This is a genomic window from Pseudomonas tensinigenes (assembly GCF_014268445.2).
In the GTDB taxonomy this organism is placed as follows: Bacteria; Pseudomonadota; Gammaproteobacteria; order Pseudomonadales; family Pseudomonadaceae; genus Aquipseudomonas; species Aquipseudomonas tensinigenes.
Genome location: NZ_CP077089.1, coordinates 5,862,782 through 5,882,603 on the forward strand (window position 1 = coordinate 5,862,782; position 19,822 = coordinate 5,882,603).

Annotated in this window: 19 protein-coding genes; 14 read left to right on the forward strand and 5 right to left on the reverse strand. The window is 59.3% G+C overall.

The window, feature by feature from the left end:
- Positions 1-239 precede the first annotated feature (239 nt).
- The 9 genes from panB (at position 240) to HU718_RS26020 (ending at position 12,060) form a co-directional block, all read left to right on the forward strand.
- On the forward strand, positions 240-1,040 hold the full coding sequence (gene panB, locus HU718_RS25980) for a 3-methyl-2-oxobutanoate hydroxymethyltransferase (RefSeq protein ID WP_134177334.1): 801 nt from the start codon (positions 240-242) through the stop codon (positions 1,038-1,040).
- A complete protein-coding gene (panC, locus tag HU718_RS25985; protein WP_186613989.1) occupies positions 1,037-1,897 on the forward strand; it encodes a pantoate--beta-alanine ligase in 861 nt (286 codons plus the stop codon). The genes panB and panC overlap by 4 nt, the downstream gene beginning before the upstream one ends.
- A gap of 211 nt (positions 1,898-2,108) precedes the next feature.
- Positions 2,109-2,489, forward strand: a complete 381-nt coding sequence (panD, locus tag HU718_RS25990) for an aspartate 1-decarboxylase (protein ID WP_095048673.1) — start codon at positions 2,109-2,111, stop codon at positions 2,487-2,489.
- A 231-nt stretch (positions 2,490-2,720) separates the two neighbouring features.
- Positions 2,721-4,385, forward strand: a complete 1,665-nt coding sequence (gene pgi, locus HU718_RS25995; protein WP_186614164.1) for a glucose-6-phosphate isomerase — start codon at positions 2,721-2,723, stop codon at positions 4,383-4,385.
- Between the two features lie 214 nt (positions 4,386-4,599).
- Positions 4,600-6,537 carry an acetate--CoA ligase gene (gene acs / locus HU718_RS26000; protein ID WP_186613991.1) on the forward strand — a complete coding sequence of 646 codons (1,938 nt, stop codon included), beginning with the start codon at positions 4,600-4,602 and terminating at the stop codon, positions 6,535-6,537.
- A 51-nt stretch (positions 6,538-6,588) separates the two neighbouring features.
- Positions 6,589-7,458, forward strand: a complete 870-nt coding sequence (locus HU718_RS26005) for an oxygenase MpaB family protein (RefSeq protein ID WP_186613993.1) — start codon at positions 6,589-6,591, stop codon at positions 7,456-7,458.
- 117 nt (positions 7,459-7,575) lie between these two features.
- Complete coding sequence (locus HU718_RS26010; protein ID WP_150706904.1) at positions 7,576-8,592, forward strand: class I SAM-dependent rRNA methyltransferase; 1,017 nt, start codon at positions 7,576-7,578, stop codon at positions 8,590-8,592.
- Between the two features lie 220 nt (positions 8,593-8,812).
- On the forward strand, positions 8,813-11,764 hold the full coding sequence (locus HU718_RS26015) for a DUF748 domain-containing protein (RefSeq protein WP_150730464.1): 2,952 nt from the start codon (positions 8,813-8,815) through the stop codon (positions 11,762-11,764).
- Positions 11,764-12,060, forward strand: coding sequence for a DUF2845 domain-containing protein (locus HU718_RS26020; RefSeq protein WP_077574576.1), 297 nt, complete (start codon positions 11,764-11,766; stop codon positions 12,058-12,060). The genes HU718_RS26015 and HU718_RS26020 overlap by 1 nt, the downstream gene beginning before the upstream one ends.
- A gap of 270 nt (positions 12,061-12,330) precedes the next feature.
- Here HU718_RS26020 and HU718_RS26025 read toward each other — a convergent pair whose 3' ends face one another.
- A complete protein-coding gene (locus tag HU718_RS26025; protein WP_095189297.1) occupies positions 12,331-12,687 on the reverse strand; it encodes a BON domain-containing protein in 357 nt (118 codons plus the stop codon).
- Positions 12,688-12,984: 297 nt separating this feature from the next.
- Complete coding sequence (locus HU718_RS26030) at positions 12,985-13,416, reverse strand: pilin (RefSeq protein ID WP_007909907.1); 432 nt, start codon at positions 13,414-13,416, stop codon at positions 12,985-12,987.
- A 225-nt stretch (positions 13,417-13,641) separates the two neighbouring features.
- Between HU718_RS26030 and pilB the strand changes: the two genes are divergently transcribed.
- The 5 genes from pilB to yacG are packed head-to-tail and all read left to right on the forward strand — an operon-like array spanning position 13,642 to position 18,253.
- Complete coding sequence (pilB, locus tag HU718_RS26035) at positions 13,642-15,342, forward strand: type IV-A pilus assembly ATPase PilB (RefSeq protein WP_102900513.1); 1,701 nt, start codon at positions 13,642-13,644, stop codon at positions 15,340-15,342.
- 2 nt (positions 15,343-15,344) lie between these two features.
- Positions 15,345-16,562, forward strand: a complete 1,218-nt coding sequence (locus HU718_RS26040) for a type II secretion system F family protein (protein WP_102900514.1) — start codon at positions 15,345-15,347, stop codon at positions 16,560-16,562.
- Between the two features lies 1 nt (position 16,563).
- Positions 16,564-17,436, forward strand: coding sequence for a prepilin peptidase (locus tag HU718_RS26045; protein WP_186613995.1), 873 nt, complete (start codon positions 16,564-16,566; stop codon positions 17,434-17,436).
- Positions 17,433-18,056, forward strand: coding sequence for a dephospho-CoA kinase (coaE, locus tag HU718_RS26050; RefSeq protein WP_186613997.1), 624 nt, complete (start codon positions 17,433-17,435; stop codon positions 18,054-18,056). The genes HU718_RS26045 and coaE overlap by 4 nt, the downstream gene beginning before the upstream one ends.
- Positions 18,053-18,253 carry a DNA gyrase inhibitor YacG gene (yacG, locus tag HU718_RS26055; protein ID WP_007959585.1) on the forward strand — a complete coding sequence of 67 codons (201 nt, stop codon included), beginning with the start codon at positions 18,053-18,055 and terminating at the stop codon, positions 18,251-18,253. Before coaE ends, yacG begins: the two co-directional genes overlap by 4 nt.
- 6 nt (positions 18,254-18,259) lie before the next feature.
- Here yacG and HU718_RS26060 read toward each other — a convergent pair whose 3' ends face one another.
- The 3 genes from HU718_RS26060 to HU718_RS26070 form a co-directional block, all read right to left on the reverse strand.
- Complete coding sequence (locus HU718_RS26060) at positions 18,260-18,475, reverse strand: hypothetical protein (protein WP_008078491.1); 216 nt, start codon at positions 18,473-18,475, stop codon at positions 18,260-18,262.
- Positions 18,476-18,540: 65 nt separating this feature from the next.
- The gene (locus HU718_RS26065) at positions 18,541-19,230 is read right to left on the reverse strand and encodes an energy-coupling factor ABC transporter permease (protein ID WP_095048686.1); all 690 of its coding nucleotides are present in this window, start codon (positions 19,228-19,230) and stop codon (positions 18,541-18,543) included.
- On the reverse strand, positions 19,227-19,694 hold the full coding sequence (locus HU718_RS26070; RefSeq protein WP_186613999.1) for an FAD/FMN-containing dehydrogenase: 468 nt from the start codon (positions 19,692-19,694) through the stop codon (positions 19,227-19,229). Before HU718_RS26070 ends, HU718_RS26065 begins: the two co-directional genes overlap by 4 nt.
- Positions 19,695-19,822: the final 128 nt, after the last annotated feature.

The window sequence follows — 19,822 nt, forward strand, 5'->3', positions numbered from 1 at the left end:
GCGCCGCTGAATCGCATCAGTAACGCCGGTAACACTCCCCTCGTAACAATGCGGTAACACACGCAATTGACTTCCTGTTGGCTCATCACGACTATAGGCGTCCCGCTGCCGCCAACACGGCACATACGGGCGCAATCCAGGCCTTATAAGCACGACAAAAGAGCGTGCGCCTGAGTAGATGAAGAATCACGCGCGTTACTCGCAGTAGTTTCCAGAGCGCCTGAACGAGGATTTTTTACATGCCAGCCATCACCCTGACCACGCTCCAGAGCCTCAAGCAGAAAGGTGAAAAGATCACCATGCTGACCTGCTATGACGCGACCTTCGCCCACGCCTGTAATGAGGCCGGTGTCGAAGTGCTGCTGGTGGGCGACTCCCTCGGCATGGTCCTGCAAGGTCACGACAGCACGTTGCCGGTGACCACCGCAGAAATGGCCTACCACACCGCATGCGTCAAACGCGGCAACAGCGATGCCCTGATCCTCGCCGACCTGCCGTTCATGGCCAATGCCACCCTTGAACAAACCATGACTAACAGCGCCATGCTGATGCAGGCCGGTGCGCACATGATCAAGGTCGAAGGTCAGTTGTGGCTTGCCGAGTCGATCCGTCTGCTCGCTGAACGCGGTGTACCGGTGTGCGCGCACATGGGCCTGACCCCGCAAGCGGTGAACATTCTCGGCGGCTATAAAGTGCAGGGCCGCAACGAGAACCAGGCGCGGCAAATGCGTGCCGATGCGATTTCGCTGGAACAGGCCGGCGCGGCGATGCTGCTGCTCGAATGCGTACCGAGCGAACTGGCTGCTGAAATCAGCCAGGCGGTGAAGATTCCGGTGATCGGCATCGGTGCCGGTAACGCCACCGACGGTCAGGTATTGGTGCTGCACGACATGCTCGGCCTGTCGATCACTGGCCGCGTGCCGAAGTTCGTGAAGAACTTCATGCACGGTCAGGACAGCATCCAGTCCGCGCTGAAGGCTTACGTCAACGAAGTCAAAGCCACCACGTTCCCTGGCATCGAACACGGATTCTCCGCATGAACACCGTTAAAACCGTACGCGAACTGCGCGCCGCTGTAGCCCGCGCTCGCAGCGAAGGCAAGCGCATCGGCTTCGTGCCGACCATGGGCAACCTGCACAGCGGTCATGTCGCGCTGATCACCAAAGCCACGCAACGGGTCGATTTCGTGGTCGCGAGCATTTTCGTCAACCCGCTGCAGTTTGGCGCCGGCGAAGACCTCGATAAGTACCCGCGCACGTTGGCGGCGGATCAGGAGAAGCTGCTCGAAGCCGGTTGTTCCCTGCTCTTCGCCCCGACTGTCGAGGAAATGTACCCCGACGGCATGGCCGGGCAGACTCGGGTCAGCGTGCCGCAATTGTCCGAAGGCCTGTGCGGCGCCAGCCGTCCGGGGCATTTCGAAGGTGTGGCGACCGTGGTCAGCAAACTGTTCAACATGGTCCAGCCGGATCTGGCGATTTTCGGCCAGAAGGACTACCAGCAACTGGCGGTGATCCGTGCGCTGGTGCATGACTTGAACATGCCGATCCAGATCATTGGCGAGCCGACCGTACGCGCCGCCGATGGCCTGGCGTTATCGTCGCGCAACGGTTTCCTCAGCGAAGAACAGCGCGCGGCGGCTCCGGTCGTTTATCGCTCGCTGAGCAACATTGCCGAGTCGATCAAGCAAGGTGAACGCGACTTCCCGGCGCTGATCGCTGCCCAGTTGCAGCAGCTTGAAGCCGCAGGTCTGCGCACGGACTACCTGGAAATCCGCCATGCCCTGACCCTGCGTCCGGCGACGGCTGAAGACCGTGATCTGGTGATTCTGGTGGCGGCGTTCCTCGGCACCACGCGGTTGATCGACAACCTGCACCTGAACCTCGATACGCCCGCTTAAAAACATCGCAATACCTCCTGTGGGAGCGAGCCTGCTCGCGAAGGCGGTGTGTCATTCAGCACAAATGTTGACTGACACACCGCCTTCGCTAGCAGGCTCGCTCCCACAGTGGTTTTCGGTGTTATGAAAATTGCATTTCACGCCATATTGCCGCTCCCAAAGCCTTCGGGCACACTGCCCGCCGTTCGATTCCAACCCGGGAAAAACCCTCATGCACGCGATCATGCTCAAGGCCAAACTGCACCGCGCCGAAGTCACTCATGCGGTGCTCGATTACGAAGGTTCGTGCGCCATCGATGGCGAGTGGCTGGATTTGTCCGGCATCCGTGAATACGAGCAGATCCAGATTTACAACGTAGACAACGGCGAGCGTTTCACCACCTACGCGATTCGTGGTGAAGAAGGCTCGCGGATGATCTCCGTCAACGGCGCCGCTGCGCACAAGGCCAAGGTCGGCGACCGCGTGATCATTTGTGCCTACGCCCATTACAGCGAAGCCGATCTGGTCAATTTCAAGCCGCGCATGCTCTACATGGCGCCCGGCAACGAGCTGAGCCACACCAGCAACGCCATCCCGGTTCAGCTCGCCTGATCGCAAAATCGCCCCGCTCCCCCTCCGTTTGTCGGCCAGTTCCCGGTCTCGATGTTAAAAAAGTACAGGGATCTGGTCAGACAAAGTCAAGACAGAACGCAGCGCGAGGTTTACTGTATTCGCCCTGTGTCCAGAAATCGTGTCGACGCAGTTGATCCCATGCCCAAACATGGCGTGCCGGGTCTGTTCAGTGTTCAAAAGGCCGTTCAAGTAAAAAGGAAAACCGCAGCGATGGCGTATTACCTCACTCCTCAAGACGTTACCGCTCTGCCCGCCTGGCAAGCGTTGAAAGATCACCGCCAAGCCATGCAGGATTTCAGCATGCGCGAAGCCTTCAACGCCGATCCGCAGCGCTTCAACCAGTTCACCCTCAGCAGCTGCGGACTGTTTCTCGATTATTCGAAGAATTTGATCAACGCCCAGACCCGCAACCTGCTGGTCGGTCTGGCCAATGAAGTCGATCTCAAAGGCGCCATCAAAGCGCTGTTTGAAGGCGAAATCGTCAACACGTCCGAAGGCCGCCCGGCGCTGCACACCGCCCTGCGCCGCCCGGTAGGCGACAAGCTGTCGGTCAACGGCGTCAACGTGATGCCGGAAGTCCACAAGGTCCTGAACCAGATTACCGATCTGGTCGGCCGCATCCACGACGGTCTGTGGCGTGGTTACACCGAGAAGCCGATCACCGACGTGGTCAACATCGGCATCGGTGGCTCGTTCCTCGGCCCTGAGCTGGTCTCCGAAGCACTGCTGTCGTACGCGCAGAAAGGCGTGCGTTGCCATTATCTGGCGAACATCGACGGCAGCGAATTCCACGAACTGACGCAGAAACTGCGCGCCGAGACCACGCTGTTCATCGTTTCGTCGAAATCCTTCAACACCCTCGAAACCCTGAAGAACGCGCAGGCTGCGCGCGCCTGGTACCTGGCGCAGGGCGGTTCGGAGGCCGAGCTGTATCGTCACTTCATCGCCGTATCGAGCAACAACGCAGCGGCCGTTGCGTTCGGTATCCGCGAAGAAAACATCTTCCCGATGTGGGACTGGGTCGGCGGGCGTTACTCGCTGTGGTCGGCCATCGGTTTGCCGATCGCCCTGGCGATCGGCATGTCCAACTTCAAGGAACTGCTGTCCGGCGCCTACACCATGGACCAGCATTTCCAGACTGCGCCGTTCGAACAGAACATGCCGGTGCTGCTGGCCCTGCTCGGCGTGTGGTACGGCAACTTCTGGGGCGCGCAAAGCCACGCGATCCTGCCGTACGACCATTACCTGCGCAACATCACCAAGCACCTGCAACAACTGGACATGGAATCCAACGGCAAGAGCGTGCGTCAGGACGGCACGCCGGTGTCGACCGATACCGGTCCGGTGATCTGGGGCGGCGTCGGCTGCAACGGTCAGCACGCTTACCACCAGTTGCTGCATCAAGGTTCGCAGTTGATCCCGGCCGATTTCATCGTGCCGATCGTCAGCTTCAACCCGGTTTCCGACCACCATCAGTGGCTGTACGCCAACTGCCTGTCGCAGAGTCAGGCGCTGATGCTCGGCAAGACCTTGCCGGAAGCCGAGCAGGAACTGCGCGACAAGGGCATGATCGAAGAAGAAGTGCACAAACTGGCGCCGCACAAGGTGATCCCGGGCAACCGTCCGAGCAACACCATTGTGGTTGAACGCATCAGCCCGCGTCGTCTCGGCGCGCTGGTGGCAATGTATGAACATAAAGTGTTCGTACAAAGCGTGGTCTGGGGCATCAACGCCTTCGACCAGTGGGGCGTTGAGTTGGGCAAGGAATTGGGCAAAGGCGTTTACAACCGTCTGGTCGGCAGCGATGAAACCACGGCTGATGATCCGTCTACCCAAGGCCTGATCAACTACTTCCGCGGTCGTCACCGCGGGTGATGTGAATGGGTTGCCCACAATTCCAGTGGGCACCCCATCTCCAATGTGGGAGCGAGCCTGCTCGCGAATGCGGTGTGTCATTCAGCATCTTTGTTGACTGACACACCGCATTCGCGAACAGGCTCGCTCCCACAGTTGTTTTACACATGACTTGAACCTCTGCATCGCTCGGCGCATCTTTATTCCTGACGCACCACAAGAATAAGGAACCGTCATGTTCGATATCAGCACGTTCCCCAAAGCCGATGCCGTCCGCCGGGCTGCTCAGTTGAGTCAGGATGACTACCGGCGCCTGTACCGCGAATCCATTGAACACCCCACAACCTTCTGGGCCGAACAGGCCACGCGTTTCCTCGACTGGAGCACGCCGTGGCAGACCGTTCAGCGCTATGACCTGAAAACCGGTGAAGCCGCCTGGTTCGCCGGGGGCAAACTGAACGTCAGTTACAACTGCATCGACCGCCATCTGGAAAAGCGCGGCGAGCAGACCGCCCTGCTCTGGGAAGGCGACGACCCGGCCGAATCGGCACAAATCACTTACAAAAAACTCCATCACCACGTCTGCCGCTTGGCCAACGTGCTGAAAAGCCGTGGCGTGAAGAAAGGCGACCGGGTGTGCATCTACATGCCGATGATCCCCGAAGCCGCTTACGCCATGCTCGCTTGCGCGCGGATCGGTGCGATCCATTCAGTGGTGTTTGGCGGCTTCTCCCCTGACTCCCTGCGTGACCGCATTCTCGACGCCGACTGCCGCACGGTGATCACGGCGGATGAAGGTGTACGCGGCGGCAAGTTCGTGCCGCTCAAGCAGAACGTCGACAAAGCCCTGCAAAGTTGCCCGGACGTCAGCACCGTCGTGGTGGTCGAGCGCAGCCAAGGCAACGTCGATTGGGTTGAGGGCCGTGACCTCTGGTATCACCAGGCCGTGCGCGATGTCAGCGACAATTGCCCACCGGAACCGATGGACGCCGAAGATCCGCTGTTCATCCTCTACACCTCCGGCAGCACCGGCAAACCCAAAGGCGTGTTGCACACCACCGGCGGTTACCTGCTGCAAGCGGCGATGACCTTCAAATACGTGCTCGATTACCGCGACGGCGAAGTGTTCTGGTGCACCGCCGACGTCGGTTGGGTCACCGGTCACAGCTACATCGTCTACGGCCCGCTGGCCAACGGCGCGACCACGCTGATGTTCGAGGGCGTACCGAGTTATCCGAGCAGTTCGCGCTTCTGGCAGGTGATCGATAAACACAAGGTCAACATTTTCTATACCGCACCGACCGCTCTGCGCGCATTGATGCGCGAAGGTGCCGCACCGTTGAAGGAAACTTCGCGCGCCAGCCTCAGATTACTCGGCAGCGTCGGTGAGCCGATCAACCCGGAAGCGTGGGAATGGTATTTCAACGTGGTCGGCGAACAGCGCTGCCCGATCGTCGATACCTGGTGGCAGACCGAAACCGGCGGCATCATGCTCAGCCCGCTGGTCAGCGCCCAGCGGATCAAACCGGGCTGCGCCACGCAGCCGATGTTCGGCGTGCAACCGGTGTTGCTCGACGAGCACGGCAAGGAAATCAAAGGCGCCGGCAGCGGCGTGCTGGCGATCAAATCGAGCTGGCCGGCACAGATCCGCAGCGTCTATGGCGACCCGCAGCGAATGGTCGACACCTATTTCAAACCCTACCCCGGCTACTACTTCACCGGCGACGGCGCGCGCCGCGACGAGGACGGCGACTACTGGATCACCGGGCGCATCGACGATGTGATCAACGTCTCCGGCCACCGCATCGGTACCGCCGAAGTGGAAAGCGCGCTGGTCCTGCACGACAGCATCGCCGAAGCCGCCGTGGTCGGTTACCCGCATGACGTCAAAGGTCAGGGCATCTACGCCTTCGTCACGCCGATGAACGGCACCGAACCGAATGACGAACTGAAGAAAGAACTGCTGGCGCACGTCAGCAAGGAAATCGGTAGCTTTGCCAAACCGGACCTGATCCAGTGGGCGCCGGCCTTGCCGAAAACCCGTTCAGGCAAGATCATGCGGCGCATCCTGCGCAAGATCGCCTGCAACGAACTCGACAGCCTCGGCGACACCTCGACCCTGGCCGACCCGAGCGTGGTGCAAGGCCTGATCGACAAGCGCCTCAATCAGTAACACCTCGGGCGCGGTCAACCGGCCGCGCCCGCCCTTTCGCACTGAGTGGTCATGGAATTCATCCGCAGTCGTATTGAAAACCAGCTCATGAGCCTGACCGGGCTGTCCCTCGGCCAACTCGATCTGGAAAACCCCAAGGGTGACCCCGGCCTGTTCGGCCCCGACTCGATCAGTTGGCAGGTGCACGGCGATTTCAGCAGCATGTTGATCGGCGGTATCAGCGCGTTGTTGCTGCAAGCCTTGCATCCGCTGGCACTGGCCGGGGTTTGGGATCATTCGAATTTTCGTCAGGACATGCTCGGGCGCTTGCGGCGCACCAGTCAGTTTGTTTCCGGCACCACGTTTGGTTCGCGACGGGATGCCGATTGGTTGATCGAGAAAGTGCGCACCATTCACCTGCAAGTGGTCGGCACTGCGCCGGATGGTCGGCCATACGCGGCCAGCGACCCGGATTTGCTCACGTGGGTGCACGTGGCCGAGGTCAGCAACTTCCTCGCCGCGCATTTGCGCTACCGCAATCGGCAATTGTCGCTGGCGGATCAGGATCGTTATTACGCCGAGATCGCGGTGATTGCCGAGCGTCTGGGCGCGCGGGATGTGCCGAAATCGCGGCAAGCCGTGGCCGAGTATCTGCAACGCGTGCGCCCGCAATTGCTCTGCGATGACCGCAGCCGCGAAGTCTTGCGCCTGTTGCTCGACGCGCCGGCGCCCAGTGTTCTGGCGCGGCCGTTTGGCGATTTGATGATGAAGGCCGGTATCGATCTGCTGCCGGACTGGGCCAGCGACATGCTTGATGTCCGGCAGAGTTCGCTGCAACGGCAACTGATTCGCGCCAGCGTCAGACGCAGTGCGCCGATGCTGCGCTGGGCGATGCGCAATGGTTCGGTGCAACGGGCCAAACGCCGGATGGGGCTGAGCTGACGCTCAGAGCTGCAAGCTGCAAGCTGCAAGATTTAAGCTTGGGGCTTGAAGCTTGGAGCTTGCAGCTCAGTAACTGCTAAACTCCCGCGCCCCCATTCTCACCAGCAAGGCGCCCGCATGTCTTCCTTGAATCAGGCGCTGCGCGCCGCCCTCGATCAACGCCAGGATTTGCTGGCCGAGCTGCACCGCCAGGGCACCGATTGCTATCGGCTGTTCCACGGCAGCCAGGAAGGCGCCGGCGGTCTGACCATCGACCGCTATGGCCCGCAACTGCTGGTGCAAAGCTTCCACCAGACGCTGGAGCGGGACGACCTGCTGCAACTGCACGCCATGGTTAATCAGAGCCTGGGGCTGGAAACCTTGCTGGTCTACAACGACCGCTCCCGTGGCAACTCGCGCATTGACCGCGAAGACAGCGTCTATAAGGCTGACGAGGCGGCGCTGGCCGATCTGGTTGGCCACGAATGGGGTCTGAACTACCGTGTGCGTGGACGCCATGCCGGACAAGACCCGCTGCTGTTCCTCGACCTGCGCAACACCCGTGGCTGGGTCAAGGATCACGCCAAGGGCAAATCCGTGCTCAACCTGTTCGCCTACACCTGCGGCGTTGGCCTGAGTGCCGCCGCCGGTGGCGCGCGTGAAGTGTGCAACCTGGATTTCGCTGAAGGCAATCTGGCGGTCGGCCGTGAAAACGGTCTGCTCAACCCGCAATTGCCGGAGATGCAGTTCATCCAGTCCGATTACTTTCCGGCAATCCGGCAACTCGCCGGTCTGCCGATCAGTCAGCGCCGTGGACAGAAACTGCCGAGCTACCAGCGCCTCGATCAGCGCCAATATGATCTGGTCCTGCTCGACCCGCCCGCCTGGGCCAAGAGCGCATTCGGCACCGTCGACCTGCTGCGCGACTACCAGAGCCTGCTCAAACCGGCCCTGCTGAGCACCGCCGACAACGGCGTGCTGATCTGCTGCAACAACCTGGCGAAAGTCAGCATGGACGACTGGCGCGAGCAGGTCCTGCGCTGCGCCGAGAAGGCCGGGCGACCGGTGCGCGAGTGGAGCGTGATGACCCCGGGCGCCGACTTCCCGTCCATGGATCAGCAACCACCGCTGAAAACCCTGATCCTGCAGCTCTGAACCGCCCGCGCAGCTAACAATTATCTAATGTGGGAGCGAGCCTGCTCGCGAAAGCGGTGTATCAGCCAACAAATAGAGCGACTGATATGACGCCTTCGCGAGCAGGCTCGCTCCCACATGGAAAGCGCTCCTACAGAAGAATCTGAACAATCCTGCCCCACGCGAGGTACTTCGGAACCAGAATCGCGTGCCATACTCCAAGGCACTCCGAATCAGACAGATGAAGCCGCACATGCCCAAAGGATTGATTCGCGCGATTGGCGCCTTGTTGACTGCTCTGGCCCTCTACAGCCTGCTGGGGTTTCTGATTTTGCCGGGCATCGCTCTGCGGGTAGCCAATCAGCAACTGGCCAACTACGCGACGGTGCCCGCGCATATCCAGCGTATCGAGCTCAACCCGTTCAGCCTTGAAGTCACCCTGTGGGGACTGGTCATCGGCGAGCCGGGCAAGGAACAGGTCGGCTTCGATCGCCTGTACGCCGACCTGCAAATCGACAGCCTGTGGACCAAAGCCCTGCATCTGGCCAACATCGAGCTGGACAAGCCGAAAACCGAAATCCTTTTCGCCAAAGACGGCAAACTCAACCTGCTCGGCCTGTTCAATGTGCCGGCCAGTGAGCCGACACCAGCCGACCCGGACGCCAAACCGTTCCCGCTGCGCATCGACAACATCAAACTGGCCGGCGGCGTGGTGCACTTTGAAGACGTGCGCCCGAGCGAGCCGATCGAATTCCTCTACGACGACCTCAGCTTCGAACTGAAAAACCTCAGCACCCTGCCCGAAGACAGTGCCGACATGACCCTGGTCGCCATCGGCCCGGCCGGTGGGCGGATCGACTGGAGTGGCAATTTCAGCCTGATCCCGTTCACTTCCGAAGGCACCCTGAAAATTACCGACGGCAAGATGAAAGCGTTCTGGCCCTACGTGCGTGATTCGGTGCCGCTGGTGCTGGAAGACGGTGTAATCAGCCTCAGCAGCGACTACAAACTCAATCTGTCGAAAGAAACCGAGCTGCAACTGAACAACGTGGCGGTGAGCATCGCGCCGTTCGCCATCAAGGCTCCGGATGGGCGACCACTGGCGAAACTCGAACGCCTGGACGTCAGCGAAACCTCGGTGGATCTGGCCAAACAACAAGTCGTGGTCGGCAAGATCCGCAGCAACAAACTGGAAACCTGGGCAGCCCTCGAAGCCGACGGGCAACTGGACTGGCAGAAACTGTTCGCCAGCCAACCGTCGAAACCCGCCGCCAAAGCCGCCGCCGAACCGGCGAACACGCCGGCCGCTGCCGACTCGCCGAAAGCCGAACCGACTGCGCCGAGCAAGCCTTGGCAGGTGTTGCTCAAAGACGTGCAATTGCGCAATTACACTGTGCATCTGGCCGACCGCTCGGCCCAACCAGCCGTTGCTCTGGATATCACCCCACTCAACGTCGACCTGCAGGATTTCGACAGTCTCAACGGTTCGCCCTTCAAGCTCAAACTCGACAGCGGCGTGGGCAAGCAAGGCAAGATCATGGCAGACGGCACGGTCAATCTCGCCCCGGTCAACGCCCAGCTCAACGTGAAAACCCAGGACATCGACCTGCGGGTTGCGCAGTCCTACATCAACCCGTTCATTCGTCTGGAACTGCGCAGCGGCATGCTCGGTAGTGATCTGAAGGTCAATCTCAAGAGCACCGAACCGCTGGCACTCAGCGTCACCGGTCGCGCACAGATCGATCAACTGCACACCCTCGACACCTTGAAAACCCGCGACTTCCTCAAATGGCAGCAAGTGGTGGTCGAAGGCCTGAACTATCAGCACGGCGACAGTCTGTCGATCGACAAGGTCAACCTGTTCCAGCCTTATGTGCGGTTCATGATCAACGACGATCGCACCACCAACATTGACGACCTGCTGATCCCGCAACCGGCCGACAGCGGCGCGAAAACCACAACAGCGAAACCGGCCAGCAACGAGAAACCGTTGGGCATTCATATCGGTGGCATCGCGATCAATGACGGCTCGGCCAACTTCGCCGACTTCAGCCTGACGCCGAACTTCGCCACCGCCGTGCAGCAGCTCAACGGCCAGATCGGCACCATCGACAGCCGTCAGGCGAAACCGGCCAGCGTCGACATCAAAGGCAAGGTCGATCGCTACGCACCGGTGACCATCAAGGGCGCGGTCAATCCCTTCGACCCGATGGCCAGCCTCGACATCGCCACCAGTTTCAAACGCGTCGAGCTGACGACACTGACGCCCTACTCCGGCAAATTCGCCGGTTACCGTATCCGCAAGGGCCGGCTCAACCTCGACCTGCATTACCTGATCACCAAGGGCCAGCTCAAAGCCGAAAACAAAGTGGTGGTCGAGCAATTGCAGCTCGGCGAAAAAGTCGACAGCCCGGATGCCGTGAGCCTGCCGCTGAAACTGGCGATTGCCCTGCTCAAGGACGTCGACGGCAAGATCTCCATCGAGTTGCCGGTGACCGGCGACTTGAACAACCCGCAATTCAGCGTGATGCCGATTGTCTGGCAGACCCTGCGCAACCTGATCGTCAAAGCCGCCGCCGCGCCATTCAAGATGATTGGCGGCCTTATCAGTGGTGGCAGTTCGCAAGACCTTGGCACCGTGTCGTTTGCTCCGGGTTCCAGCGAGTTGAGCAAGGATGCCGAAGCGGCGCTGATCAAACTGTCTCAGGCGCTGAAGGAGCGTCCGGCACTGCGTCTGGAGATCGAAGGCACGGCCGCCAAAAGCAGTGACGGCCCGTTGCTCGCCGAGCAGCGTCTGGAACGTGAATACCAGTACAACTACTACAAGATGCTCCAGCGTCGTGGCGATAAAGTCCCGGCTCAGGCGTCGCTGCTGCAAGTGCCCGACAGCGAGAAAGGTCCACTGCTCGAGGGCATTTACCGCACCCGTCTGAAAACCCAGCCGCCGGCGGAATGGAAGGATCTGGGCAAGGAAGAACGCACGGCGAAGATGCGCGAGGGAGTGATCCAGTTCTGGAGTGGCAGCGATGTGCTGTTGCGTCAGTTGGGTCAGGACCGGGCCAGCAGCATCAAGGATTATCTGGTCGATAAAGGCCAACTGGCAGACGACCGTGTGTACTTCATCGACGCCAATCTCGGTGAAGCCGAGAGCGATGGCCGCGTGGTGACGCAAATGCACCTGGATGCCGAATGATGAAACTGCAGTGGCTGGCATTGATCGCAATGACGTTCGCAGCCAGTCACGCCTCGGCGTCCGATACGCTGCGCTGCGGCAGTCAGTTGATCAGCCTTGGCGACCGTTCCAGCGAAGTCCTGCAGAAGTGCGGTGAGCCGGTTAGCCGTGATCTGCTCGGCTACAAGCGCAGCGCCAATCGCCGCGAGGAGTTTCAGGTCGAGGAGTGGACTTACGGTCCGAGCAACGGCATGTACCAATACCTGCGCTTTGAAGGCAATCGCCTGCGGCAGATCAACAGCAAACGCGGTAACTAAACCAACACCGATTCCCCTGTAGGAGTGAGCCTGCTCGCGAATGCGTCGTGTCAGTCGAAATCTTCGTCGGCTGACAGATCGCATTCGCGAGCAGGCTCGCTCCCACAATTGTTTTATGTTGCCCCTGAAATAGAACAAGCCCCGACACAAGTGGCGGGGCCTGTAATGGTCACATCCGTGTGACCGTTCGCATGAACTCTAAAGTTGCGGCAGACGTATTGCTCGGCCCGTCTGTCGCGTCTTCTCCCGGTCCAGGCGAGAAGTCATGCCTTACTCGGCTTTCAGGCCGTCAGCGGAGACCGCTTTAACGCCTTTGATTTTCTTGGCGATCGCAACAGCAACGTCTTTCTGCGATTCAGTTACAGCAGCAGTCGACGAAAGCGATACAACACCTTTGTTGGTTTCTACTTTGATGTCGGTGCCTGGAATGCCTTTTTCGGTGACCAAGTCAGCTTTGACTTTGGTGGTGATCCAAGTGTCAGAAGTAGCTTCTTTAGCCTGGGTGACTTCACCGGCAGCCAGAGTCATTGGAGCCTGGGTAGCCTGAGTGGATTGTGCGAATGCACCGGAAGCCATGGTCAGGGTCAGCGCGGTAGCAGCAGCGGCAGTGATAGCGAACTTCTTCATACGAGTAACTCCTGTTTTTCTGGAAAGTCTGCTGGTTGTCTTGTCAGCAGGGTTACCAAGGTAGTTGCGAACGCTGTGCCAACTTTTGAAAATCAATATTTTCTTTATAAATCAATAACTTATGAATTACAGAAATTTTCGAAATCATGCAATTTGCATGACCTTCGAATTATCGACATGCAAGTTACGGTTTTTTGGAAAGTTCCTAAGGCGCTGAAATTATTGAAGCTTTTGTGAAGTGCCGCGCAATGAAAAATGCCCCGCATTGCGGGGCATTCTGTTCACCACACATTCAACTTATGTACCGCTGGCGGTGCAGCCTTTTGGCGAATAGTCCGGTGCCACCGTGGTGCCGCAAGTCCAGACGCCAGCACCGGTGCCCGATGAACGGGTCAAGGTGATGGTTTTGTCCAGAACAGGGCCAGGAGCGTTCTTGATTGTGCAGACAATGGTGCCGGCCCCGGTCGAAGCGGTGCCCGATGCGGTCACGGCGCAATTTGACGTTGTGACGGTGGCACTACCGGCCACCAGCGTCAGCGTCGGATCGGTACCTTGGTTGATGGTGTCTTCGAACGGCACTTTCATCGCACTGATCTCCGCCAGCCCCGCCGTTACCTTCGACCGCGCCTGATACTTGGAATACTGCGGCAAGGCGATGGTCGCCAGAATCCCGATGATCGCCACCACGATCAGCAGTTCGATCAGAGTAAAACCTTGTTGTTTTTTCATAGACACGCTCCATGCATGAGTCGAAATCTCATGATCTGCAAGGGAAGCAGCATAGGCCATGCCAACGCCTCCAAGCCCCGCCCGTTGGGCGCGAACCCTCTACAACGCCATTTCCTACAGCCCGTAACCGCACTATCTGACACTTTTTGTCACCTGCACCCGCCGTGTTTGGCGCTGTCACTTGACTAGGCTATAAGTCATGAACTGCAAGCGTGCGGAATCCCCATGAATGACATCGCTCTGAGCGGTCTGGCCAAGCAACTGGTACAGGCCGAGTTGCTGACAGAAAAAAGTGCCCAGCAAGCCTGGCAACAGGCTCAGCGCAATCGCCTGTCGCTGGTCAGCTATCTGGTGCAGAACAAACTGGTCAAGAGCTGGCAGGTCGCCGAGATCGCCAGCGAGCATTTCGGCATGGCGTTCCTTGATCTAAATTGCCTCGACAAGGAAACCCAGCCCAAAGGACTGGTCAGCGAAAAACTGGTGCGTCAGCATCACGCTCTGCCCCTGTGGCGGCGAGGCAACAAGCTATTCGTAGGCATTTCCGACCCAAGCAATCATCAAGCAATCAACGACATTCAGTTCAGTACGGGGCTGAGCACCGAAGCCATTCTGGTCGAGGACGACAAGCTCACCGACGCCATCGAAAAATTTTTCGACACCCACACCAGTGGCCTGGAAGACATGGCCGATGTCGATCTCGACGGCCTCGATGTCGAAGCCATCGACGACAGCAAGCAAGACACGATTGGCGGACTCGACGCCGACGATGCGCCAGTGGTGCGTTTTGTTCACAAGATGTTGCTCGACGCGATCAAAAGCGGTTCTTCTGATTTGCACTTCGAGCCCTACGAGAAGAACTACCGGGTACGAGTGCGCACCGACGGCATCCTGCGCGAGGTGGCCAAACCGCCGATTCAACTGGCCGGGCGGATCGCCGCACGTTTGAAAGTCATGGCCAGTCTCGATATCTCGGAACGGCGCAAGCCGCAAGACGGGCGGATCAAGATGCGCCTGTCGAAGAGCAAGTCGATCGATTTCCGGGTCAACACTCTGCCGACGCTGTGGGGGGAAAAAGTGGTGATCCGGATTCTCGACCCTTCCAGCGCACAGATCGGCATCGACGCGCTTGGTTACGAACCCGCGCAGAAAGAACTGTACATGGCCGCGCTCAAGCAGCCCCAAGGCATGATTCTGGTCACTGGCCCCACCGGCTCGGGGAAAACCGTGTCGCTGTACACCGGCCTGAATATCCTCAACACCGTCGACATCAATATCTCCACCGCCGAGGACCCGGTGGAGATCAATATGGAAGGCATCAACCAAGTCAACGTCAACCCCAAACAGGGCCTCGATTTTGCCCAAGCGCTGCGCTCGTTTCTGCGCCAGGACCCGGACGTGATCATGGTTGGCGAGATCCGCGATCTGGAAACCGCCGAGATCGCGATCAAGGCTGCGCAGACCGGCCACCTGGTGCTCTCGACCCTGCACACCAACAGCGCTGCGGAAACCCTGACCCGTCTGCACAACATGGGCATCCCCGGCTTCAACATCGCCACCTCGGTCAGCCTGATCATCGCTCAACGCCTGGCGCGAAAACTGTGCAGCCACTGCAAGAAGCCCATCGAGATCCCACGCGAAACCTTGATCAAGGAAGGTTTCCCCGAGGAACGCATCGGCCATTTCACGATCTACGAGCCGGTCGGTTGCGATCACTGCAACGGCGGTTACAAGGGACGCGTGGGGATTTATGAAGTGGTGAAAAACACACCGGAGTTGCAACGCTTGATCATGGCCGAAGGCAACTCGCTGGAAATCGACATTCAAATGCGCCGCGACGGCTTCGACGATCTGCGCACATCTGGGTTGCACAAGGCCATGCAAGGCATCACCAGCCTTGAAGAAATCAATCGGGTCACCAAGGACTGAACATGGCGGTCAAGGCAGCGAAAATCAGTATCTACGCCTGGGAAGGTACGGACAGGAAAGGCAGCAAAGTCACCGGTGAGCTGAGCGGACAAAACCCGGCGCTGATCAAGGCACAACTGCGTAAACAGGGGATCAATCCCGGCAAGGTACGCAAAAAATCCGCGTCGTTGTTGAGTTTCGGCAAACGCATCAAGGCCCAGGACATCGCTCTGTTCACCCGGCAGATGGCGACCATGATGAAGGCTGGTGTGCCGCTGCTGCAGTCGTTCGACATCATCGGCGAAGGCTTTGAAAACCCGGCCATGCGCAAGCTGGTGGACGAGGTAAAACAGGAAGTCGCCGCCGGTAACAGCTTTGCCAACGCCCTGCGCAAAAAGCCGCAGTACTTCGACGAGTTGTATTGCAACCTTGTCGATGCTGGTGAGCAGTCCGGCGCCCTTGATACCTTGCTGGAACGTGTTGCGACGTATAAGGAAAAGAGCGAGGCCCTCAAGGCCAAAATCAAGAAAGCCATGACCTATCCCGCCGCCGTGGTGCTGGTGGCGGCAGTGGTGACCGGGATCCTGCTGGTAAAAGTGGTGCCGCAGTTTCAGTCGGTGTTCTCGGGTTTCGGCGCCGAATTACCGGCCTTCACCCTGATGGTGATCAGCCTTTCGGAGTTCATGCAGCAATGGTGGTGGGCGATTCTCGGCGCGCTGGTCGCGGCGATTTTCGGCACCCGCCATGCGTTGAAAACCTCTCAGGCGTTACGTGATCGCAAGGACACCTGGCTGTTGAAGCTGCCATTGGTGGGCACCCTGATGTACAAATCTGCGGTCGCCCGTTTCGCCCGAACCCTTTCCACTACATTTGCTGCTGGTGTGCCATTGGTGGAAGCGCTCGACTCGGTGGCCGGCGCCACCGGCAACGTGGTGTTCAAGCGCGCCGTGCTGCGGATTCGTCAGGACGTCTCCACCGGCATGCAGCTGAACTTTTCGATGCGCAGCACCGGAGTCTTTCCCAACATGGCCGTGCAGATGACCGCTATCGGCGAGGAATCGGGTGCGCTGGATGAAATGCTCGACAAGGTTGCAGGCTTTTACGAGGAAGAAGTGGATAACATGGTCGACAACCTCACCAGCCTTATGGAGCCATTCATCATGGTGGTGCTGGGGGTGATCGTCGGCGGTCTGGTCGTAGCCATGTACCTGCCGATTTTCCAACTCGGCTCAGCGATCTGACATGCCTATCGACGAACTGTTTGCCCTGTATCCACTGGCCTTTGTCTTCACCGCCCTGCTGCTCGGTCTGGTGGTCGGCAGCTTTCTCAACGTGCTGATCTGGCGTCTGCCGAAAATGCTCGAACGCGACTGGCGCCAGCAGGCCCACGACGTGCTCGGTTTGCCCGGCGAGACGCCTCAGCCCACCTACAATTTGATGCTGCCGCACTCCGAATGCCCACATTGCGCCCATCGGATCCGCCCGTGGGAAAACATTCCCCTGCTCAGTTATCTGTGGCTGCGCGGGCGCTGTTCGGCGTGCGCAGCGCCGATCAGCAAACGTTATCCGCTAACCGAACTGGCCTGTGGGTTGCTCTCGGCCTTCATCGCCTGGCACTTCGGTTTCGGTTGGCCGGCGTGCCTGCTCATCTTCCTCACCTGGGGTTTGCTGGCGATGAGTCTGATCGACACCGAGCATCAACTGTTGCCCGATGTGCTGGTGCTGCCGCTGCTGTGGCTGGGGTTGATCGTCAACAGCTTCGGCCTGTTCGTGCCGTTGCACGATGCGCTGTGGGGCGCAGTGGCCGGTTACCTGACGCTGTGGTCGGTGTTCTGGCTATTCAAACTGCTGACCGGCAAGGACGGCATCGGTCACGGTGATTTCAAGTTGCTGGCGCTGCTCGGCGCGTGGGGCGGCTGGCAGATTCTACCGCTGACCATCCTGCTGTCATCGCTGGTGGGCGCCATTATCGGGGTGGTTTTACTGCGCTTGCGCAATGAGAAAGCATCCACGCCGATCCCCTTCGGCCCCTATCTGGCAATTGCCGGCTGGATTGCCTTGCTCTGGGGTGGTCAAATAACCGACTTCTATTGGCAGTTTGTCGGTTTGAAATGAATACCCCTGTGGAAAAACCCTGGATTCTCGGCCTCACCGGCGGCATCGGCAGCGGCAAAAGCGCGGCGGCCCAGCACTTCATTGATCTGGGTGTCCACGTGGTGGATGCCGATCATGCGGCGCGCTGGGTGGTTGAACCGGGCCGTCCCGCCCTGGCAAAGATTGCCGAGCACTTCGGCCCCGGCGTATTGCAGGCCGATGGCACACTGGACCGCGCCGCCCTGCGCAAACTGATCTTCGAAGTACCGGAGCAACGGCGCTGGCTCGAAGCCCTGCTGCATCCGTTGATCGCCGAAGAAATCGCTCATCATCTGGCGCTGGCAAAATCACCTTACGCGATTCTGGTTTCGCCGCTGTTGATCGAATCCGGGCAATACGCGATGACCCAGCGCATCCTGGTGATCGACGCCCCGCAACAATTACAGATCGAACGCACCTTGCAGCGTGACCAGACCAGCGAGCAGCAGGTTCAGGCGATCCTCAAGGCTCAGTCGAGCCGCGAAGACCGTGCGAGCCGTGCCGACGACGTGGTGGTCAATGACCGCGACCTCGCCTGGTTGCACAGCGAAGTCGAGCGTCTGCATCACTTTTACCTGACTTTATCCGGAGGCCAAGCATGAGCCAGATCCCAACCGTAGAATGCCCAACCTGCGGCGCCCCCGTGGAATTTACCCCCGAGAACAAATTCCGTCCGTTCTGCTCCGATCGCTGCAAACTGATCGACCTCGGCGCCTGGGCGTCGGAAGAACACAAGATTCCGGTCGCACCGGATGCCGAGGACGAACTGTTTTCCGGCGATTTCGATCCGCGCCACTGATCCCGATCAGGGCCGCATAAAGCCGTAGTCCTGTTCGTCGTCGAGATTTTCCGCGAGAAAACGCAACTCGTCGGCCAGGTCTTCGGCGTTGCGCACAGCCTTGCTCTGCTGCACCACCGCACTGAGCAAGGCACGCAAACTCAACCCCGGGTCAAAGCCCACCTCCTGCGCCATGTCCAGACTCTGCCGGGTTTCCTGCCTTGCCCACTCGTAAACGCTCATGCCGCTGCTCCTGAAAGGATTTGCGCGAGCATGAAATTTCCCGCGCGTGGCGGGTTTGATGTGGATCAAGACTTCGGATCGTCGTCCTTCCACGGCGCCGAAAGGTAGCGCGTGCGGTTGAAGGTCTCCAGCCATTCCGGGCTGAATACCACCAGCGCACTGATGATCATGCCGTTGATGAACGCTTCGGGGAAAATGATCAGCCACACGTAACCGATGAAGTCTTCCAGCCATTCCGGCATGGCGAATAGGCCGTCGTACCACAGCAGCGTCAGACTGAGGATCAGGCACAACAAGGCCGACAACGCGGCGGCAAAGAATCCGGAACAGAAGATGTACACGAACGGATTACGCGGCTGTGCGCGCTCGACGAGGATTGCCACGCACTCGGTGACCAGCACCGGCAGCAAAATGAACAAAGCACCATTGACCCCCATCGCCGCGAGATCCTGACGCCCGAGCAACACCAGGCCGATTTGCGCCACCAGCCCGCCGACGATCGCCAGCGGCCAGTCCAGCAACAGCGTTACCGCCGTCATGCCGAGGAAGTGATAGGACACACCGGTATCGAAATCCCTGCGCATCAACCACAGCAGAAACAACGCAAACACGGTGCCGAACAGCAGATGCTGACGCCGACTGTCGCTGAACAACTCGACCCACGGCGCCCGTACGATCGCCCAAAGCAGCACCGGCAGATAAATCAGCCAGCCCAGCAGCAGACTTTCAGTCGCCAGCACCTCGACGCCGATCATGGGCGCGCCTTCTCCAGTGCCTCGCGCAGTTCGCTCGCGTTGGCGTACTCACGTTGCGAGAGCAATCGACCGTCCTTCAATTGCAACCACAACACCTGGCCTTCTGCGCCGGGATAGCGCGACGCGACCCGGCCTTCTCGATCAAGCATGACCCGGTAGTGGTAGTCGCGCATGGCCGGTACGGCAAACATCCTGGCAATCAGCGCTGGCATGCGCTGGATATCGGCAACGAATACCGCGTGGCGCGCCTCCAGATAGCCCTTGGGCTGATCCTTCAACGCTTCTTTGATCAGCTTGGCGCCGTCCATACCCCGCGCCACCAGCAACGTTGTAGTGCTGTCGTCGAGGGTGAAGGGCTGCTCGTACTGATCAAGCAACGTCCAGGGAGCAAGACGCTCGCCGATTTCGAGTGCATGGGCAAACAGCGGAAAAACAGCAAACAGCAGCAGCCAGCGAAATTTCACGATGAGTCCTCACGGTTTGGCGTAAATAGTCGATTGCCATGAGTCTACACCGCCCTTCTCGACTGCCCACTGATGCACTTTGCCGCGTAACGCTTTCAGCTTGTCGCATTTGAACGCTAAGCTTGGGC

Excerpts from the sequence above, each read along its gene's own strand:
- panB (WP_134177334.1), top strand. The coding sequence starts at position 240 with ATGCCAGCCATCACCCTGACCACGCTCCAGAGCCTCAAGCAGAAAGGT.
- panC (WP_186613989.1), top strand. The coding sequence starts at position 1,037 with ATGAACACCGTTAAAACCGTACGCGAACTGCGCGCCGCTGTAGCCCGC.
- panD (WP_095048673.1), top strand. The coding sequence starts at position 2,109 with ATGCACGCGATCATGCTCAAGGCCAAACTGCACCGCGCCGAAGTCACT.
- pgi (WP_186614164.1), top strand. The coding sequence starts at position 2,721 with ATGGCGTATTACCTCACTCCTCAAGACGTTACCGCTCTGCCCGCCTGG.
- acs (WP_186613991.1), top strand. The coding sequence starts at position 4,600 with ATGTTCGATATCAGCACGTTCCCCAAAGCCGATGCCGTCCGCCGGGCT.
- HU718_RS26005 (WP_186613993.1), top strand. The coding sequence starts at position 6,589 with ATGGAATTCATCCGCAGTCGTATTGAAAACCAGCTCATGAGCCTGACC.
- HU718_RS26010 (WP_150706904.1), top strand. The coding sequence starts at position 7,576 with ATGTCTTCCTTGAATCAGGCGCTGCGCGCCGCCCTCGATCAACGCCAG.
- HU718_RS26015 (WP_150730464.1), top strand. The coding sequence starts at position 8,813 with ATGAAGCCGCACATGCCCAAAGGATTGATTCGCGCGATTGGCGCCTTG.
- HU718_RS26020 (WP_077574576.1), top strand. The coding sequence starts at position 11,764 with ATGAAACTGCAGTGGCTGGCATTGATCGCAATGACGTTCGCAGCCAGT.
- HU718_RS26025 (WP_095189297.1), bottom strand. The coding sequence starts at position 12,687 with ATGAAGAAGTTCGCTATCACTGCCGCTGCTGCTACCGCGCTGACCCTG.
- HU718_RS26030 (WP_007909907.1), bottom strand. The coding sequence starts at position 13,416 with ATGAAAAAACAACAAGGTTTTACTCTGATCGAACTGCTGATCGTGGTG.
- pilB (WP_102900513.1), top strand. The coding sequence starts at position 13,642 with ATGAATGACATCGCTCTGAGCGGTCTGGCCAAGCAACTGGTACAGGCC.
- HU718_RS26040 (WP_102900514.1), top strand. The coding sequence starts at position 15,345 with ATGGCGGTCAAGGCAGCGAAAATCAGTATCTACGCCTGGGAAGGTACG.
- HU718_RS26045 (WP_186613995.1), top strand. The coding sequence starts at position 16,564 with ATGCCTATCGACGAACTGTTTGCCCTGTATCCACTGGCCTTTGTCTTC.
- coaE (WP_186613997.1), top strand. The coding sequence starts at position 17,433 with ATGAATACCCCTGTGGAAAAACCCTGGATTCTCGGCCTCACCGGCGGC.
- yacG (WP_007959585.1), top strand. The coding sequence starts at position 18,053 with ATGAGCCAGATCCCAACCGTAGAATGCCCAACCTGCGGCGCCCCCGTG.
- HU718_RS26060 (WP_008078491.1), bottom strand. The coding sequence starts at position 18,475 with ATGAGCGTTTACGAGTGGGCAAGGCAGGAAACCCGGCAGAGTCTGGAC.
- HU718_RS26065 (WP_095048686.1), bottom strand. The coding sequence starts at position 19,230 with ATGATCGGCGTCGAGGTGCTGGCGACTGAAAGTCTGCTGCTGGGCTGG.